Consider the following 18,594-nt stretch of genomic DNA (forward strand, 5'->3'; position numbering starts at 1 on the left):
ATTTACTTTATTTTCCATTCATGTATTCCAGATGATTGTTCAACAGGTAGTTGGATTTCAAGCTTAATGCCCTTAGCTGAAACAGGCTTAAAGTCAACGATGTTAAACTTATCTTTAGCAATTCTAGTATCGTTAATCACCTCAACTGGGATCCATTTTTCACCTTTAAGATAGAAGATTTTATAAGAGAGTGGAATTCTACATCCACCCCAAGGACCATCATCATACCAATATACATTAGATTGGCTTATTGTTTCTTCATTAGCAAAATCATATTGAACAAATTCTGTAGAATTTTTCTTTGGCCACCAGTGCAGATATGGATAATTAGTATCCTTTGAATCTGCTGGCTCATACTGATCATTGATGGATTGTAGCAGTTTAGGATTATTCAAAGATGAACTAACCTTACTTTTGGAAGCAATGGTTGGTGCGGCTTGTGGTCTTGCTGCAGAAACTTCATAAGGTATCCACACAGCCATGTCGCTTGATCCGCGATTGGCCCAAGCATAATAAGGAATAGCCACTACTTTTTGATTTGTTTGTATCAATTCATCAGTGTTTACCTGCCTTTTAGTTCCTATTCCATCTACCAATATCTCTTCAATTCCATTCAATTTAGCATTATTCATATATGCATTAGGATTGGCATCTTTAGAAACCATAATATTTTGAACTTGACCATCTTTATTGTCTGGTCCTTCCAAGCAATAAACTATTGGTCCCTTTTGAAAAGCAAATCGCCCAATATCATCTTTAACCTTTTGGTTAGCCACCACTTTGTGAATATCCATTGGCAATTCTAATGTAATTTGATCATCTTTCTGCCATCTACGCTCTATAACTGCATAGCCTTTCACTAGCTGATAGTTTATAGGTTTACCGTTGAGTAATAATTTAAAGGGAGCATCCTTTGCCTTAAGGTAGCTATATAAATCTCCTGGTACTGGAGTGTTTGTAGCCCATCCTGGAATACGTAGGTGAACCTTAAAAGTAGCAGACTTGACAGGATTAATTGCTATTTTGATATTTCCTTTCCAAGGATATTCGGTGAATTGAGTAACATTTACCTCCGTTGAATTCAATTTGATATCAGCTTTATTTGCCATAAACAAGTTCACATACAAATTATTCCCATCGTGTGCATAAACATATCCAGGTAGTGACGGCAAAAATCGAGTCATATTGGAAATACAACAAGCACAAGCAAACCATCCACTACGTTGATGTTGATGCATGGAGGCTAACGGATTGGGATAGAAAAACCGATCTCCGCTTAATGAAACTCCAGATAGTAAACCATTGTAAAGAGTTCTCTCCAATATATCGATATATTTAGAATCACCATGGAGTTGGAACATTCTACTATTCCAATAAATATTTGCGATTGCGGCACATGTTTCTGCGTAGGCAGACATGTTAGGTAGTTGATAAGCATCTCCAAAAGCTTCACCATTGCCAGTAGCGCCAATACCTCCAGTAATATAAAGTTTCTTACCTACAACATCTTCCCAAATATTATCTATTGCGTTTAAATAAGCAGCATCGCCTGTAAGCGCAGCAACATCTGCCATTCCAGTGTACATATAAGTTGCACGTACAGCATGTCCAACTGCAGTTTTTTGATCTACTACTTTTGCATGCGCTTGATTGTATTGATCTCCATTTGGACCTCTTACATCAAGAAAAAACTTTGCTAAGTCAAGATATTTTTGGTTACCGGTAACACGATATAACTTAACCAACCCAATCTCTACAATTTGATGACCTGGATAAATCTGTAGTTTACCTGGCCCGAAGACTGTTGCCAATAAATCGGCATTTTTAATAGCGATATTAAGAAAATTACGCTTTCCAGTAGCTTCATAATGCGCTACGGCAGCTTCAAATAGATGTCCAGAATTATAAAGTTCATGGCTAAGTTCTTCTTCTTTCTCCCATCGTTTAGCTCCTACCCATTCATGTAACGGCTTAATGTTTGCCGTACGAAAGGTGTACAAATAACCATCTTTTTCTTGGGCATTCGCAATCATACTAATCAGTGAATCGATATACATTTCCAATTTGAAATCTCGCTCTACCTGCAAAGCATACGAAGCGCCTTCTATTGCCTTGTAAACATCAGTGTCATCAAAAGTAAACTGCGTAAGTTTACCCCCAGTTACTGTGTGCGCTGCTAGTAAAAAATTATTCATCCTACCATTTTCTTTGCACATTCGGAAAATATATGGAATAGTTACCTTAGCATTTACCATTAATTTCGGAGCCCAAAATTTATCATTGATATGGACATGAGTAAATGGAACAGGCACAATTGGATAGTCTTTCCTTTTTTGTGCTTTTACCTGTAAAGCTGCTATAGTTGCTAAGCAAAAAAAAGACAGAATAATTTTTATTCGTTTCATTGGATTAGGTTAGTCATTATTCATTATTCATGGTTATTTATTTGGCAGGAGTTAACCAGTTCAATCTTACAATTGACAAATCATATATCGAATGTATAAAAAGAATATTAAACGTCAAAATAACGTTTATAATTAATAAAATAATTAACTTTAATTTTCTATTCTTCCAAATTATAAACTTTATGAAATTAAATCGTGTGTATACTTACACTTGTCTCCTATTAGCGCTTTCATCTCAAACTTTTGCGCAAACTGCAAAAATATTAAAGGTTAAAACAGATCAATCAATTGCAAAAGTTGAACCCAACATGTGGGGTGTGTTTTTTGAGGATATTAATTTTGGAGCCGATGGTGGTATTTATGCTGAATTAATTAAAAATAGATCATTCGAGTTTACAAAGCCTTTGATGGGATGGAGTATCCAACAAAATAAATCAAATGAAGGTGAAGTGTTGGTCGTTAATCGCAAAGAAGTAAATGAGACCAACCCAAGATATTTACAAATAAAAAAAGAAGGAGACAATTTAGAACTTGCTAACGAAGGTTTTAAAGGAATGGGAATTAAAAAAGGGCTGCGCTATGATTTTTCGATGCTTTATCGCATGCCTGTATCTGGAATTAAATTGGTGCTCAACTTAAAAAACTCTCAAAATAAGGTAATTGGACAAACAACTTTAACACCAAAGCAAACCGATAACAGTTGGCAAAAACAAGCAATAAGTTTCACTGCAACAGAGACTGACCTTAAAGCTAAGTTTACGATACAATTTGAAGGTAAGGGAAATATTGATTTAGATATGATTTCTTTGTTCCCTCAAGATACCTGGAAAAATAGACCACAGGGATTAAGAGCCGATATGGTTCAGATGCTGGCTGATATGAAGCCTGGTTTTATTCGTTTTCCTGGAGGATGCATTGTTGAAGGAACAGATTTAGCGAACCGCTATCAATGGAAAAATACAATCGGCCCAATCGAAAACAGAAAACTGATTATGAACCGATGGAATATCGAGTTCGCTCATCGCCCTGCGCCAGATTATTTCCAAAGTTTCGGATTAGGCTTTTTCGAATATTTTCAACTTGCAGAAGATATTGGATCAGATGCATTACCCATTTTAAATTGTGGCATGGCTTGCCAATATAACAGTGGTGAAGTTGTTGCTTTAAACGAATTAGATCCTTATGTGCAGGATGCTTTAGATTTAATCGAATTTGCAAATGGAGATATAACCACCAAATGGGGAAAAAAAAGAGCTGAATTAGGCCATCCAAAACCTTTTAACCTAAAAATGATGGGCATTGGAAATGAAAACTGGGGTCCACAATATTTAGAACGTTTAGCAATTTTTACGAAAGCGATTAAAGCGAAATATCCCGATTTTAAACTCATTACTAGCTCTGGTACCGCTCCAGATGGTGATCGATTCGATTTATTAAATACTTCCCTTAGAAAAAGTAAAGCCGATTTTATAGACGAGCATTATTACCGGTCAGCTGATTGGTTTTTAAAAAACGCTGGGCATTACGATAACTACCCAAGAAATGAATCAAAGGTTTTTGTAGGTGAATATGCTGTTCATGCTGATTCGAAAATTATAGGTGCGAACAGAAATAATTGGCAAAGTGCCTTAGCTGCTGCTGCTTTAATGACAGGCTTAGAACGCAATGCGGATGTAGTTCAAATGGCGTCCTACGCTCCTCTTTTTGCTCATGTTGATGCTTGGCAATGGGCTCCAGATATGATTTGGGTCGATAATCTAAAAGTATATGGCACACCCGATTATTACGTTCAAAAGCTATTCGCTACCAATAAAGGAACGGATGTGGTTTTGATAACTGCCAACCAAAAGAATTTAATTGGACAAGATGGTTTATATGCATCAGCGGTAGTAGATAAAGCCACTAATGAATTGATTATTAAGATTGTAAACACCGAAAATAAGGCTCAAACCATTGACTTAGATCTTGATGGGAAGAAAAAAATTAAATCAACAGGATTTATCGATGAGTTAGAAAACGGCAATTTAAATCAGCTTAACTCTATAGAAAATCCTCAAACAGTAGCGCCTAAAAGGACAACCATTTCAATAAAAGGAAAAAAAGTAAACTTGGTTTTAAAACCCTATTCATTTAATGTAATCAGGATACCTTTTAGCGCCTAACGAAATAGAAAAACCTTACTTGCATGTGGCTCAATTTGCTGAGAAAAATTACTGTTTGTGCCTTTAAAAGTTTCACCTGTCCATAATTCTTTAACTTTATATTTTGTATTAACCCCAAGTTCTTTTAGATTAACAGAAATCGTTGCCGCATCTTTATCTCCGATATTAAATAATGCAAGATAACGTTCACCTGTTTTGCTATTTCTGGAAGTTACCGCAACTTTTCCATTCTCCATAAATAACTGACGTACTTCTGTCCCTTCCCTATGCATTTTTAGGATGTCTTTATTATTGAGCAAGGAAAGTGTAAATGCATCATTGGAAGGCATATCGCCACCAAACATCAAGGGCGACCGAAAAATAGTAAAAAAGGTCATTAATGAAACTTGTTCTTCTTTTTTTAAGCGTGTCATACGGTCTACTCCGCGTTCTCCACGAATCGCTATCCTTCCTAGCGGAATCATATCACAATCAGGCCAAGTGCCTGGAGCCGAATACGCATACCATCCTTTAGCCACATTCATTAAATGTATTAAATCCTTCCAAACATCCCATACATCATCAACCATACGCCACATATTGGCATGTTCTTTTACATGTTCTGCATCTTTAATGGGTGTTTCGCCAGGGGAAGTACTTAAAACGATTGGTCTTCCGGTGCGATCAATTGCTTTTCTTATGAGTTCGATTTCCCCTTGATGATAAGGGCGTGAAAGATCATCAACTTTAATAAAATCTACCCCCCATGAAGCATATAATTCCAAAATAGAGTTATAGTATTCCTGTGCACCTGGTTTATTGGCCACAACAGTATAATTATCCGTAAGCCACTTGCATTGCAAATCTGTGGTATACACCTGATCGGCAGTGATTCCATTTGTACCTTTAATAGGAAGTTTTCGTTTTACTGCTTCAACTGGGATACCTCGCATAATATGAATACCGAATTTTAAACCTTTACTATGAATATAATCGGCAAGTGCCTTAAAACCCTTTCCGCCTGCGGCTGATGGAAAACGTCCACTATAAGGTAAATATCTTCCATACTCATCCATCACATAGCGTGGATCGGTTTGGTTATATCCCCCAGCTTTATCATTTTCTACAAACCAACGAATATCGACCACAATATACTGCCACCCTACTTTTTTAAGATTAGTCGCCATATAATCGGCATTGGCTTTCACTTCGGCCTCGGTAACTGTAGAACCATAACAATCCCAACTATTCCAACCCATTGGAGGGGTTTGCGCCCAGTTTTTGAAAGAAGTTTGGCCTTGTGCAGTATGTATAATCGTAAGTAATACAATACAGATAAATGCTTTTTTTAACATAACTATTTGGTTTTTAATCTTAATACTGTAAATGAATAGGCAGGCAAATCGAGAGGAGTTTCTGCACTTATATTTATTTCTGATACTATTGGCTTAGTATTTTTATCAACTGGATTTCCTGTAATTACTGTTTTAGCTGCTTTTACATTCAATACACCAATTTCATTAAAGTTAAAGCTTGTATTTACAGTTACCGGAAGTAGGTTAACTAGTTTAATAATTAAATCATTGGTTTTACTATCTCTTACAATGGAATAAGCAATTCGTTTCGATACATTTTCTTCCGTAGTAGAAAGGTTTATTTGTGAAGGAATATATGTATCGCCAGCATTTTGCCCGTAAAGCTGTTGAACAAAATAGCCAGTGGTTGGCATCACTTCACTGTTATTAAAATAGATCAGATCCGGATTCCATTGGGTATGACCTACTTTAGCGATTAATGGTGCATAAGATGCCATGCTTACTACATCTCCGTTTCGCTCTAAGGAAGTTAAGTACAGTGCTTCTGCCAATGCCGTTTCTAAATTTGTTTTATTGCCGCCGGGCAAGCTTGCAGCATATTCGCCCAAATAAATTTTAGATTTATTACGGTCGTAATTATCGTAAAAATCTTGATTATTAATGAACCATCCGGGCGATTGATAATAATGTTCATCGATTAGTGGCACCTGCAAATCGGACGCAATTTTCCAGCCCTCTACATAATCCGTTCCTTCGAAGAATGGACCTGCAGATCCTATTATTGTTATTTCTGGATGCGCTTTCTTTAAAGCATGATAAATCAGAGTAAACCTTTCTTTAAATACTTCAGTAATCTGGTCTTCGTTGCCAATACCAATATATTTAAGGTTAAAAGGTTTTGGATGGCCAGCTTCCGCTCGTTTCTTTCCCCAAGTAGACGTTACTGGTCCATTTGCATATTCAACCAAGTCGATAATATCTTGAATGTACTTCTCCATTTCGGCCATAGGTATTCCACCTTGTTGACCACCGCCTCCAGTTGATGAATTTTGACAAGGTACTCCGGCAGCAATTACCGGAACAGGTGCTGCACCAATATCTTCACAAAACTGAAAATATTCGAAATAGCCCAATCCCATCGTTTGATGATAGCCCCATAAGTTGCGATCTGGCTTACGGGATTCTAAAGGTCCAATTGAATTTTTCCATTTATAAATATTCTCGATTCCATCACCATGTGCTACACAACCACCCGGAAAACGTACAAAGCGTGGATGAATAGCTGCAATTGCTTGTGCAAGATCGGGCCTCAATCCATTTTTATGCCCATTAAATGTTTTTTGAGGGAATAAAGACACCATATCGAAAGCAATTTTACCTGCATTAATCAATCGTATCTCTAGTTTAGCATCTACAGCATCGGCTGATGAAATTAATTGTGTGGTTAATTGTTTCCAGTTTTGCACAGAAATTTTGAGTTTTGATTTGGCAATGACGCCAATTTTATCGCTCACTAAGCATACTTCGAGTTCTGTAGCTTTCCCTTTAAAATTTTTCAAGAATGCCGAAAAATTGTAGGAATCTCCCTTTTTAATCGCAATTCCATCAAAGCCAGCATTAATTAAAGCTGCACCAGGCAATCTGGTCTCAATTACGGCATAATGCAAATTATTAGGATGTATTGGTGCAAGCGAATCGATAGTAATTGAGGCTTTTTCTCCTTTTAACGCCCAAGAATGCATACTGTTCCAGTTTTTATCGTTATCGCTTTTATCACTTGTTTTATACTCAAAGTCCCGGTTTTGGATCATTTCGGCATATAAACCACCATCAGCTGCATAATTTATATCTTCGAAAAATACACCTGTTAAGAGGGTGCTAATTGGTTTCGATTTTTTAGGTTGCAGTGTAATTTTTGCAGTTACATTCTTCAATCCAGCAAAACGATTTACATCCTCTTTTGTAGTTTCACTACTTAATATGGATCTGTATTTTTGAACCTCGTAGGCATTTTTAAGTTTAGTGATCATCGTCCATGGCACACGTTGCAGGTTCCCTTTAGCATCTCCACCGATATTAATTTTTATACTTTCATTAGCGTATTCAGAGACCTTTACTTCAACAGCATTAGTATAGTTTTTAAAGTCTTTTGTGACAACTTGAAAGTATTTACCATCTGAATCGGTGTAGGTTACTTTATAGTCGTCTGTAACCTTATTATAGGTTATAATTGGTAGTAACACATTTTTTCCTTGGTTTACATACGGATAACTTTGCGGACCCCAGTTCACTAAATCGGTTGAGGTTGCCAAGGCAAATTGCGGCGTACGATTATTTAATTCCCATACACATACCCATTGCCCCTTTCGTCCTTGAATTAAGTATGGGGCATACATTTTTTTTTCAGTCCCCCATCTTCCATAATCGCACTTTAAATAAATGTGTCCGTTAGCAATTGAGGTATAATTTTGTTTATCTACACTCCAGGCAAAACGTAAGCCATTAGCACCATGTGCAAAAAGATAAACTGAATCAGGCTCGTTTGTAGATTTGATAGTACTTGCATCGATATTGCCAATTTGTAAGAATATACATACTGCAAATAATATAAATTTTCTGGCCATACGTTTAAGCTGGGTATTTGGTTAAATCAAAAATAAAAAAATAAACGTTAAACAAACGCTTATTTTAGAAAAAATATAACTCTTATCTATTATGATTATATTGGGCTTCCAAATTTTTAAAAGATGAATTCGAATAGGTATCAAAATATGCAATACAACCGATGCGGAAATAGCGGTTTAAAATTGCCTGCAATTTCTTTAGGTTTATGGCATAATTTCGGGGATGTAGACGATCCATCTAATTTTCGTGATATTCTTTTACATGCATTTGATAGTGGAATAACACATTTTGATTTGGCTAATAATTATGGTCCACCTCCTGGATCAGCCGAAACAAATTTTGGAAATTTATTAGCTACCGATTTAAAATCTCATCGAGATGAATTAATTATTTCAACTAAAGCAGGCTATACCATGTGGGATGGCCCTTATGGTGATTGGGGTTCAAAAAAATACTTAGTTTCGAGTTTAGATCAAAGTTTAAAGCGAATGGGAATTTCGTATGTGGATATATTTTATCACCACAGACCAGATCCTGATACACCTTTAGAAGAAACGATGAGCGCATTAGACCTTATCGTAAGACAAGGGAAAGCGCTTTATGTTGGTCTTTCTAATTATAAGCCAAAAGAAGCTAAAGAAGCTATCGGAATATTAAAGCAATTAGGTACGCCTTGTATCATTCATCAGCCTAAATATTCAATGTTTGAACGTAGCCCAGAAGAAGGCTTATTTTCGGCACTGGAGGATGAAAAAGTAGGCTGTATTCCTTTTTCTCCTTTGGCGCAAGGAATGTTAACGAATAAATATTTAAAAGGCATTCCTGAAACTTCGAGAGCTGCTAAAGCAACTGGTTTTCTTCAAACAACGGCAATTACATCAGAAAAATTAAGTCAAATTAATCGATTAAATGAAATTGCAATTACTCGTAATCAATCTTTGGCGCAAATGGCTTTAGCTTGGGTTTTACGACAAAAATGTGTAACCTCGGTATTAGTTGGAGCTAGTAGTGCAGCTCAGTTGGCCGATTCAATCAAAACATTGGAAAACTTGGAATTTTCTGCTGAAGAACTTTTACAAGTTGAAGATATTTTGAGAATTTAATAGAAATCTATAAAATCAACTTCGTTCCATCACCTGTTTCTACCTCGTATGCATCTAATTTTATGAGGAATTCTTTTTGATATGCTTTTTGTAATTTTTCAATAAACTCTTCGACCTTTTTAGTTGCTACAATATTTAATGTACAACCTCCAAAACCTCCACCCATCATCCTAGCTCCTAACACATAAGGTAGTTTTTTCACAGAATCGACTAAAAAATCGAGTTCTTCACAACTTACACGATAGGCTCTACTTAATCCATAATGGGTTTGAAACATCGCTAGACCAAGGTTTTTTAAATCGCCATTTTTCAATTGTTCAGCTGCTTGAAGTACGCGATCGTTTTCCTCTATTACAAATCTGCATTTTTGATACACATCAATATCTTTCGGTTTAACATATTTATCAAGCATTTTCAAGTCAACATCACGCAATGTATTTACTTTGCTCACTTTTGCTTTTACCCAAGCAACCCCTTGTTCACACTGCTGCCTCCTTCGGTTATAGGCCGAATCAACAAGAGCATGTTTAACATTTGTATTCAACAAAACCAATGTATATCCATCAAGTTTTAGTGGAATATACTCGTGCTTCATACTTTTACAATCGAGCAGCAAAGCATGATTTTTTTTCCCAAAAACAGAAGTAAACTGATCCATAATTCCACAGTTAACTCCCGCAAAAGTTTGTTCAGCTTTTTGTGCAATTTTGGCGATATCTAATTTTGGAACTGATAAAGAAAAAAGTTCGATTAATGCATAAGCTGTCGCACATTCTACAGCTGCTGATGATGAAAGACCAGCACCCAAAGGTACATCTCCATCAATATAAAGATTAAATCCACCAATGTTATAACCCCATTTCTGCAATTGATCTGCAACGCCAAGAATATAATTAGCCCAGCTTTTTTCAGATTTAATTAAATTACAAATAGTAGTTTGAACACTTTCGCTATAACTTTCAGCATAAAGATGAATTTCATTATCGCTTCGTCTGGAAACCGCTGCATAAATGGCTTTATTTATTGCTGCAGGCATTACATATCCATCATTGTAATCAGTATGTTCGCCAATAATATTAATTCTCCCTGGCGCTTTTACGATGATGGGTTCATGATTGAACTGTTTTATAAATGCTAATTTGATAGATTCGGTATTCATCTTATTTTTTCTGATAAACCCTTACATAATCTACTTCCATTCTATTTGGAAACTTAGTTTCTGCTAAATCACCACCATTTAATCCGCCAATAGCTAGGTCAAAAAGTAGATAGTGTTTCTGTTTAAATGGATTTAAGCCTTGTTGATCTTCATTTTGCAATTCGCTTAATGGCACTTTTAGGTAAAGTCTATCATCCACAAAAAGGCTAATATTTTCAACATCCCAATCCATTCGCCAAACATGAAATTGCTTAGCCCAAACGGCATCAACTTTTTTTGCAGTACTAAACCATTTCGGTTTACGGTTATTTCCCATACAGGCGATATTTGAAAGAATTTTCCCTTTGTAATACTCCATAATATCTATTTCGCCATTTGCTGGCCATCCACCCTTCTCGCCCAAGGTCCAAAATGCAGGCCATAACCCTGCACTTATATCTATTTTTCCACGCATTTCAAAACGTCCATATTGCCAACTTTGCAATCCTCTGCTAATTAAGCAAGCACTAGTGTATTCGATATTCCTTCTGTTTTTACGCCAATCTTTACTTCCTTCTACATAAAATGGATTTACACGTTGCTCTTTTCTTGCTTCGATTATCAGCAATCCATCTTTACAAAATGCATTTTCAGGTTGATACCATTGCAGTTCTTCATTGCGTACAAATCCCTTCTCATAAGTCCAATTTTTCGGATTTGGAATGCCATCTTGTTCAAATTCATCAGCCCAAACGAGTTGATAACCTTCGGTACTATAGTCTATTTTCTTATCACCCCTTTGGTTTTGAGCATAACAAGATTGCAAGCAAATTAAACCTAGTATAAAAATTACACAACTATTTTGCCTCAACTTCAACATTCTCCTTATCTACTAATTTTATGATATAACTGTAGCTGTATTTTTTATCCAACAATCGATATTGACGATGTGGATAAGCACCCCAGCTATCGTCGCCACCAACACCACGTTGCTTAAGATCGATGTTTAAGAACACATTTCTCCTTACGGGAAGATCAGTTGGATGTTGTTGTTTTTTGGTTAATCCTGGATCCAAATCTTCAGTAGAGTGATTAATAGCAGTGAATGATATTGGTTGTAAACCTTCAATTTTAATACCTTTTCCTTGCTCGTCTGTTAAGCTTAACCATCTTACATCGGTCTTATTCCCACTTTCTTGTGGTCTGATGTATCCTTTGTAATATTGATTTTCTACTTTGTCGGTGTATACGCCAATAAGAGAACCAAAATTTCTATCACTGTAATTTTCGTGTGGACCTCGACCGTAATAAGTCAAATTATCATATTGCTGTGGTAATTCTGTACGCATACCAAATCGTGGTAATTCTGGTAAATCTCTACCTGTCATATCTATAGAAGCTGTAACTTTTACTGCTCCATTAGCTGTAATTAAATAATCTACGGTGTAGGGTACAGTTACATTACTTAACTCGTATTTAACTCGAATAAATTGTCCACTATCTGCTTGTTTTGCAACATTAACGCTAATTAGTTTTCTGTTTTCATGAGCTGCTCGCCAAATCCCTAATCTCGATGGCATTTCATTTCCAAAGTCATTATCAGTTGGAGCTCTCCAAAAATAAGGTTCTGGAAAACTGTTCAACCTACCGCCTTCATTTTGGTTATAGCGAGTAAATCGTCCTGCTTTGATATCAAATTCACCATGTACATTACCTGCATCAAATGTTAATTTATAACCCTGTGTATTCACTTTAAGTGTTCCATTATTCTCTGAAGCCTTTGCAAAGAAATCTCCAGCATATTTAAATTGTTCTTTTGCAACTTCAAATCCTGCAGGAAGCAAGGCAGTTGCATTTTTATTATAAGCATAAACGTTTAAGTAAAACTCTGTGCCTTCCAATGCTTTAATCATTGGTAAGTTAAGTTTTACTTCTTTCTTTAAATGAGGCGCCAAACTAACATCGAATGTACCTTCTTTAAAAATTTTACCGTTGCTTAAAATTTCCCATTTAAATGCATACTGATCTAAATTGGTAAAATCATATACGTTTTCAATTGTAATATTTCCTTTCGCAACATCTTTATCTGCAAATAAAATATATTGATAACCTTTTTTAATTTCATAAGCTCCTGGATCTGGTGTTCTATCGGAGCTAATCATACCATCGGCAACACCATTTTCGTCATTTTGCCAATAAAAACCTCCTAAATCGCCACCATACGCCCAAAACGTTTTACCATTGGCATCTTTAGTTTTTATACCTTGATCTACCCAATCCCATATAAAACCGCCTTGCATGTGTTTGCTGCTCCTTATAATATCAAAATATTCTTGAAAATTACCATTGCTATTTCCCATCGCATGAGCATATTCACACATAATATATGGACGTTTTTTGGTGGTATCAGCAGCATATTTTTTCATGTTAGCAATGCTTGGATACATAGGACAAACGATATCGGTATTCCAATCCTCTCCTGCTTGTTCAAACTGTATTGGACGGGTATTATCTCTTTGTTTAATCCATTTATAATTATCATGAAATACTGGACCATTACCAGATTCATTTCCTAACGACCAGATGATAATCGAAGCGTGATTTTTATCCCGTTCTACCATTCTAACAGTTCTGTCTACATGTGCTGCAGCCCATTCTGGCAAATAAGCTGGGTGTTTGGTTTTATCAAACCAGCTTTGCCACTCAGCTCCCATTCCGTGGGTTTCTATATTTGCTTCGTCAACTAAATAAAGACCGTACTGATCACATAATTTGTACCAAAGTGGATCGTTCGGGTAATGTGATAATCGCACTGCGTTGATATTAAATTCTTTCATTAAGCGAATGTCTTTTAACATTAACTCCTTTGTAGTGGTGTGACCATTTACATCATCATGTTCGTGTCTATTTACCCCATGTACGGAAGCCTCTACACCATTAATTAATAATTGTGCATTTTTAATTTCTACCTTTCTGAAACCGATTTTTGCACCTGTAACGGCTAATGATTTTCCGTTGTTATCTTTTAATGTGATGATACAATCGTATAAATTGGGTTGTTCGGCATTCCATTTTAAAGGGTTTTTAAGCGTGCCATTTATATTCACGGTATGTAGAGAATCGGCAATGGCAGTAAAGGTTTGGGTTTTTTGGAATACTGTTTTTCCGTTTTTATCAATCAGTGAAACCAAAACTGAACCTCCAGAAAGTGCTGTTTTGTTAAATTTTCGCACATCAATTGCTGCACTAAATACTCCATTTGTATAGGTTTGATCTAAATCACCCTTTAAGAAAAAGTCCCATATCGTTTGTTTTGGCATTGAATAGAGATAAACATCTCGCTCAATACCACTTAAACGCCAAAAATCTTGATCTTCTAGATAACTTCCATCGTGCCAACGAAATACCTGAACGGCTAATTGGTTATTTCCTTTTTTAAGAAATGGAGTGATGTTAAATTCTGAAGGTAATTTCGAAGCCTTCGTCATCCCAACCTTTTTTCCATTTACATAAATAAAAGCACAGCCAGAAATAGAACCAAAATGAAGTAACGTTTCTCTACTTTCCCAGTTTTCTGGAACATTAAATGTTCTTCTATAAGTACCCACAGGATTATTATCACCAATAAAAGGCGGTGTTTTAGGATGTGGGTAAGTAATATTGGTGTAAATCGGAATACCAAAACCGTTAAGTTCCCAATTAGATGGTACTGTTAAATTTGCCCAACCATTATCATTTAAATCGGTTCGATAAAAATCTTTAACTCTATCTGCATGCTTATCTACGTAATTAAATTTCCAAGTTCCATTTAACGATTTATAATAGGATGATTTGGAGTAATCGTCTTGAATTACATCTTTTTCCGAATCGAAAAGCATAAACGTTACATGTGCTTTTTCTTTGCCTAGATCTATTAATTGGGGATTTTCCCAATCGTTATTCTGAGCCACTATACGTGTCGAAAAAAGTAATGCTATTAAAGATAGAGGGAGCAGTATTCTGAACTTCATTGTGTATTAATTTGTGTGTGTATTTAAGGGTTGTAAGAGCCGCTTGTAGCAGTAGGTAATCCGTCTTTTCTCATGGCTTCTATTAAAATGCAGTTGTATACATAATCCCAACTAGAGGTTACTTCAGAATTTTGGTTTAATCCAAAAGGCCACCAATGTTGAGTATCACCACTTAATTGTTCTGTAGTACTATTTTTTATTTTTTTCAACAGTTCATTTGTATACTGTCCTTGAAATTTACCACCAACAACTTTACTTGTCCACCAACTGGTAGTACCTGTACCAAGCGTATGATTCATTTCGTGTAGCATTGTTCTTAAATTCTGATAGCTAGAACTCACGCCAAAACGCATCCAACCTTCATTATTTGCATCGGCAGTTGGCGTACCTTCCACATAATTTATGTAAACGTGCTTTGTAGCAGAAGTATAATTGCTTAAGTACCAAGCAGCACTATCTGCAGCTACCTGCAAACGAGCATATGCTGCAATCTGTTCAGCATTTGGGTTTGTAGCTTTATTAAAAGTATAAGTAATATTTCCTTTTGGGATGGTTTTAAAAGTGATATTACTGCTATAACTTACTCCTTTAGCATTAATGGCATAACCACGAACATAATAATTTGTCCGTTCTAAAAGCCCTTTCATCATTAACCTATATTTGCCTGCACCAGTACTATTGTGCTTAACTTTGATATCAGTTATGATTGGATTTTCATTGAGCCCGTAAACCAAACCACGTTCGGTAACTTGATCTCCACCATCGTTAATAATATCAACATCGCATGTGGCAAGTGTAGCACCAACAATAAACATCGGAGTGATATTAAAACTCGCATTGCCGATAGCGGTAGTTGTAAAAGAAATTTCATTTCCATAACCAACTCCATTCTTATTCACGGCAAAAGCTCTTACATAATATTTTGTCCCTGCCTTAAGTGCACTAATTTCACTAACAAAGTCTCCAGCACCTGTAACACTAACGGTTCCGATTTTAGTATTTGCTGTAGTTGGTTCTGGGTTTAAACCGAGTACAATACCACGCTCAGTAACCGTATTTCCACCGTTATCGACAACGGTACCACCACTTTGTGCAGTAATTGTAGTAATATTTTTAATGATGTTTGTTTGTACCTTTGGCGCTGTACCATTGTTTACAACTGGAGTAACTACCGTTGTATTAGTTGGCTTATCTGTCTTTTTACAGTTCATAAGCAGAACTGTAAAAACTATTAAAATAAGGTGATTAATTTTCATATGTTTTTAGGACCAATTGAGATGAACAATCGTTTCATAGTTCTTTTTTTACCTGGTTTTGGTACAAAAGGTTTACGATTGGTGCGTTGAAACAATCTATAGGATGTTAAACTCCTATAGATTGTTAAAAAATTGATTTTATAGATAGGTTATTTTATAGAGTTTAACCGAGGCTATTTTTGCATACATACCAGTACTGCTTGTACCAGTTAAGGTAGCAGCAAATCCGAGTGAAACTTGCTTAGCTTGATCTAAATTAAAGTTAAGTGTTTTGCTTTCTAAGTTTGAGAATGCAATGCTTGAACTCGTGATACTAGCTACATTTGGTATCGTAGTACCTTCAGCTACAGACATGTATCTTGATCCGCCTGCATTGAAATCGTTCATTACAATTTCCATTCTATAACTACCAGCAGGTAGATTTATAGTTTGATAGATTTTACCATCAGTAACATTTGGTAGTCCCCAACCTGCTTCTAATGAAATAAAGCCAACATTACTCCTTTTTTCGTAGCCACCAAAACCACTCGCGTTTTTAACAGAAGTACTGGTAATCCAATCATTTAAAATACCCCATCTATTTGCACTATTAATTGAAGAGTAGGTAACATTAGGTCCAACATTCTTTAAGTAAGTAGAAGTTATATCTACTTTACTAAATTTAGGGATATACATATTTTCATATGCAGTATAGAAGGTATCAACACTTAATGAATCTGGCAAAAACAACGTACGGAATTTGATTGTTCCCTTTTCTTTAAAATTGGGAATTGTGTAATTATTCACATCAATAGGAATTCTAACTGTTTTCTCCGCGTTTGCGTTATCGGTGTAAACCATTTCTGTTGCAAATACGCCACTTACTCTATCCATTCCACCCCATTCTATTGTAGAAACACCACTTTCATTGGTAAATGCAGAGTTTATACCTCTATTAGATAAAGTAGATTGATATCTGTCTCCATAAACTCTTCCTGTTTTATAAACGGGAATTGATTTATTACCAGCAGCATCATACGTATAAATGACAAAATTCTGTACGCCCTCTGTAATGTTGTTGATGAATATCTTAAGCGTATCGACTTTGTCTGTTCTTGTAACTGGTAACACAAGAGAATCAACTTTGTTATTCCAATATATTACACATTTTTTAACTTTTGGATCTGCAAGGAACAAACCATTTAACAATACGCGGTATCTTCCAGAGTTAATTTTAATTGAATCAAGTTTACCTGTATACGATATCTCCCCTCCTTTTGTAAATTTTTTATAGTCATCCATTTTAGCGCATGACGATATGATGCCAACCAATAGAATGGCCAAGGTTGCAAACAGCAGTTCCTTGTTTAATTTTTTAATATTATTTTTCATCTTAATATTCATTTAAGCGTTTATATTATCTTGGATCACCATATACTTGAAGCTCGCCGATTGACATAAATGTTGTTCCTTGCCAATTCTTTAAACTCTTGATACGTAAATACCTAACCTTAGGTATACCTGCATCAAACGTATAGTTTAAACCAGCTTGGCCAGCAGCAATATCTTCTGTTGTATTTGCTCCATAGGCAGCACCAGAAGGTTTCTTAGCTTTAAATGTTCCAAGCTTAGTCCAATTGGTAAAACTTCCATCAGATGGTGGGTTATCGGTTCCCCAAATCTCGAAATCTAATAAATTACCGCCATAGAAATAGGTACGTCCGTTTAGATATTCTGGGTAATCCCATATTACAATACGGCTTAGTGCAGAAAGTTTACCGATATCGAATGTAATCCATTGTGGTGTTAATACTGCCGAACTAGTCATTGTTACCCTTGGCCAATTTAATAGATCTTCATCCCACATTCCAGTTAATGCTGTTGAAGGGTGAAGTGCAACATCTCCAGGTAACGTAACACCTTTATAACCTGATTTAGGAATTTCAGCCTCAAATAAAGGTATAAGTGTGGTGTAAAGTGTATCGCTATAATTTAACCATCTATCTCTAATGGTGATGGCAAACTTCCGTTGAACTGGATCATAGCCACGAATTGCCTGATCAATATCTACTGTTGAGGTATAGATATTTTTAGTAGTTGGCATCATTCGACCTTTGCTATCTTCAGTTAATATTTCGATTGCCAAATCTGCTTTTGCTGGGTTGGTTGCAGTAAATCTTAATCCGCCAAAATCTGCTAGGGCTTTCATGCTTCTAAAAACACCCCAAATTGAATTTTCTAAGGGTTTTACTTTAATAGAAACTGGTGTAGACGCTATCTCGCTTCGATTTACAGCGTACAATTTTACTTCATGTTCATTTGTATCACCAAAGCCTTCTACTGTTAAAGTGTTACCATAATAAGAAGCTTTAACCTCCATCACACGACCACTTGCCAAAGTATAAACAGCTTTAATATACAGCAAATCCTTATCGGTTGGCAATGCGTAAGTTATGATTGCGTTTCCAGGGCCAGCTGTAAAATTTACATTTGATATAGGGCCAGGCGCATTCGTATTTTTTTCGAGTGGTTCGATTTTATCAACCTTACAACTCGACACTATTGCAACTATTAAAGCTAGCATTAGTGAGAAACTTATTTTAATTGTTTTCATATAGAAA

The 18,594-nt window shown here is 35.9% G+C and carries 11 protein-coding genes; 2 read left to right on the top strand and 9 right to left on the bottom strand.

The genetic code is table 11. The features are described from left to right. Positions 1–2: 2 nt before the first annotated feature. The gene (locus tag GM921_RS05275; protein ID WP_182921552.1) at positions 3–2,405 is read right to left on the bottom strand and encodes a glycoside hydrolase family 127 protein; all 2,403 of its coding nucleotides are present in this window, start codon (positions 2,403–2,405) and stop codon (positions 3–5) included. Positions 2,406–2,587: 182 nt separating this feature from the next. On the opposite strand from GM921_RS05275, the gene GM921_RS05280 reads away from it, so the two are divergent. Continuing rightward, a complete protein-coding gene (locus GM921_RS05280) occupies positions 2,588–4,567 on the top strand; it encodes an alpha-L-arabinofuranosidase C-terminal domain-containing protein (RefSeq protein WP_182921553.1) in 1,980 nt (659 codons plus the stop codon). On the opposite strand, the gene GM921_RS05285 is transcribed toward GM921_RS05280, so the two are convergent. Next, on the bottom strand, positions 4,564–5,901 hold the full coding sequence (locus tag GM921_RS05285; RefSeq protein WP_182921554.1) for a glycoside hydrolase family 27 protein: 1,338 nt from the start codon (positions 5,899–5,901) through the stop codon (positions 4,564–4,566). The genes GM921_RS05280 and GM921_RS05285 overlap by 4 nt on opposite strands. 2 nt (positions 5,902–5,903) lie before the next feature. After that, positions 5,904–8,486 (bottom strand): alpha-L-arabinofuranosidase C-terminal domain-containing protein, encoded by a 2,583-nt coding sequence (locus GM921_RS05290; RefSeq protein WP_182921555.1) that lies wholly within the window; start codon positions 8,484–8,486, stop codon positions 5,904–5,906. A gap of 123 nt (positions 8,487–8,609) precedes the next feature. Here GM921_RS05290 and GM921_RS05295 point away from each other — a divergent pair, with 123 nt between their 5' ends. Further along, the gene (locus tag GM921_RS05295; RefSeq protein WP_182921556.1) at positions 8,610–9,590 is read left to right on the top strand and encodes an aldo/keto reductase; all 981 of its coding nucleotides are present in this window, start codon (positions 8,610–8,612) and stop codon (positions 9,588–9,590) included. Positions 9,591–9,597: 7 nt separating this feature from the next. On the opposite strand, the gene GM921_RS05300 is transcribed toward GM921_RS05295, so the two are convergent. The 6 genes from GM921_RS05300 to GM921_RS05325 form a co-directional block, all read right to left on the bottom strand. Continuing rightward, positions 9,598–10,749 (bottom strand): galactokinase, encoded by a 1,152-nt coding sequence (locus GM921_RS05300; RefSeq protein WP_182921557.1) that lies wholly within the window; start codon positions 10,747–10,749, stop codon positions 9,598–9,600. A 1-nt stretch (position 10,750) separates the two neighbouring features. Then, on the bottom strand, positions 10,751–11,608 hold the full coding sequence (locus GM921_RS05305; RefSeq protein WP_182921558.1) for a glycoside hydrolase family 16 protein: 858 nt from the start codon (positions 11,606–11,608) through the stop codon (positions 10,751–10,753). Next, positions 11,586–14,738, bottom strand: coding sequence for a glycoside hydrolase family 2 TIM barrel-domain containing protein (locus tag GM921_RS05310; protein WP_182921559.1), 3,153 nt, complete (start codon positions 14,736–14,738; stop codon positions 11,586–11,588). The genes GM921_RS05305 and GM921_RS05310 overlap by 23 nt, the downstream gene beginning before the upstream one ends. A 23-nt stretch (positions 14,739–14,761) precedes the next feature. Next, entirely contained in the window at positions 14,762–15,949 is a 1,188-nt protein-coding gene (locus GM921_RS05315) for a hypothetical protein (RefSeq protein WP_182921560.1), read from the bottom strand. Between the two features lie 183 nt (positions 15,950–16,132). Beyond that, positions 16,133–17,365 (bottom strand): DUF4998 domain-containing protein, encoded by a 1,233-nt coding sequence (locus GM921_RS05320; protein ID WP_182921561.1) that lies wholly within the window; start codon positions 17,363–17,365, stop codon positions 16,133–16,135. 25 nt (positions 17,366–17,390) lie between these two features. Next, a complete protein-coding gene (locus GM921_RS05325) occupies positions 17,391–18,587 on the bottom strand; it encodes a DUF5000 domain-containing lipoprotein (RefSeq protein ID WP_182921562.1) in 1,197 nt (398 codons plus the stop codon). Positions 18,588–18,594 lie beyond the last annotated feature (7 nt).

This window comes from Pedobacter planticolens (genome assembly GCF_014172375.1).
Lineage (GTDB): Bacteria > Bacteroidota > Bacteroidia > Sphingobacteriales > Sphingobacteriaceae > Pedobacter > Pedobacter planticolens.

Bases quoted from the DNA above. Each gene is read 5' to 3' on its own strand.
- GM921_RS05275 (WP_182921552.1), bottom strand. From the start codon at position 2,405: ATGAAACGAATAAAAATTATTCTGTCTTTTTTTTGCTTAGCAACTATA.
- GM921_RS05280 (WP_182921553.1), top strand. From the start codon at position 2,588: ATGAAATTAAATCGTGTGTATACTTACACTTGTCTCCTATTAGCGCTT.
- GM921_RS05285 (WP_182921554.1), bottom strand. From the start codon at position 5,901: ATGTTAAAAAAAGCATTTATCTGTATTGTATTACTTACGATTATACAT.
- GM921_RS05290 (WP_182921555.1), bottom strand. From the start codon at position 8,486: ATGGCCAGAAAATTTATATTATTTGCAGTATGTATATTCTTACAAATT.
- GM921_RS05295 (WP_182921556.1), top strand. From the start codon at position 8,610: ATGAATTCGAATAGGTATCAAAATATGCAATACAACCGATGCGGAAAT.
- GM921_RS05300 (WP_182921557.1), bottom strand. From the start codon at position 10,749: ATGAATACCGAATCTATCAAATTAGCATTTATAAAACAGTTCAATCAT.
- GM921_RS05305 (WP_182921558.1), bottom strand. From the start codon at position 11,608: ATGTTGAAGTTGAGGCAAAATAGTTGTGTAATTTTTATACTAGGTTTA.
- GM921_RS05310 (WP_182921559.1), bottom strand. From the start codon at position 14,738: ATGAAGTTCAGAATACTGCTCCCTCTATCTTTAATAGCATTACTTTTT.
- GM921_RS05315 (WP_182921560.1), bottom strand. From the start codon at position 15,949: ATGAACTGTAAAAAGACAGATAAGCCAACTAATACAACGGTAGTTACT.
- GM921_RS05320 (WP_182921561.1), bottom strand. From the start codon at position 17,365: ATGAAAAATAATATTAAAAAATTAAACAAGGAACTGCTGTTTGCAACC.
- GM921_RS05325 (WP_182921562.1), bottom strand. From the start codon at position 18,587: ATGAAAACAATTAAAATAAGTTTCTCACTAATGCTAGCTTTAATAGTT.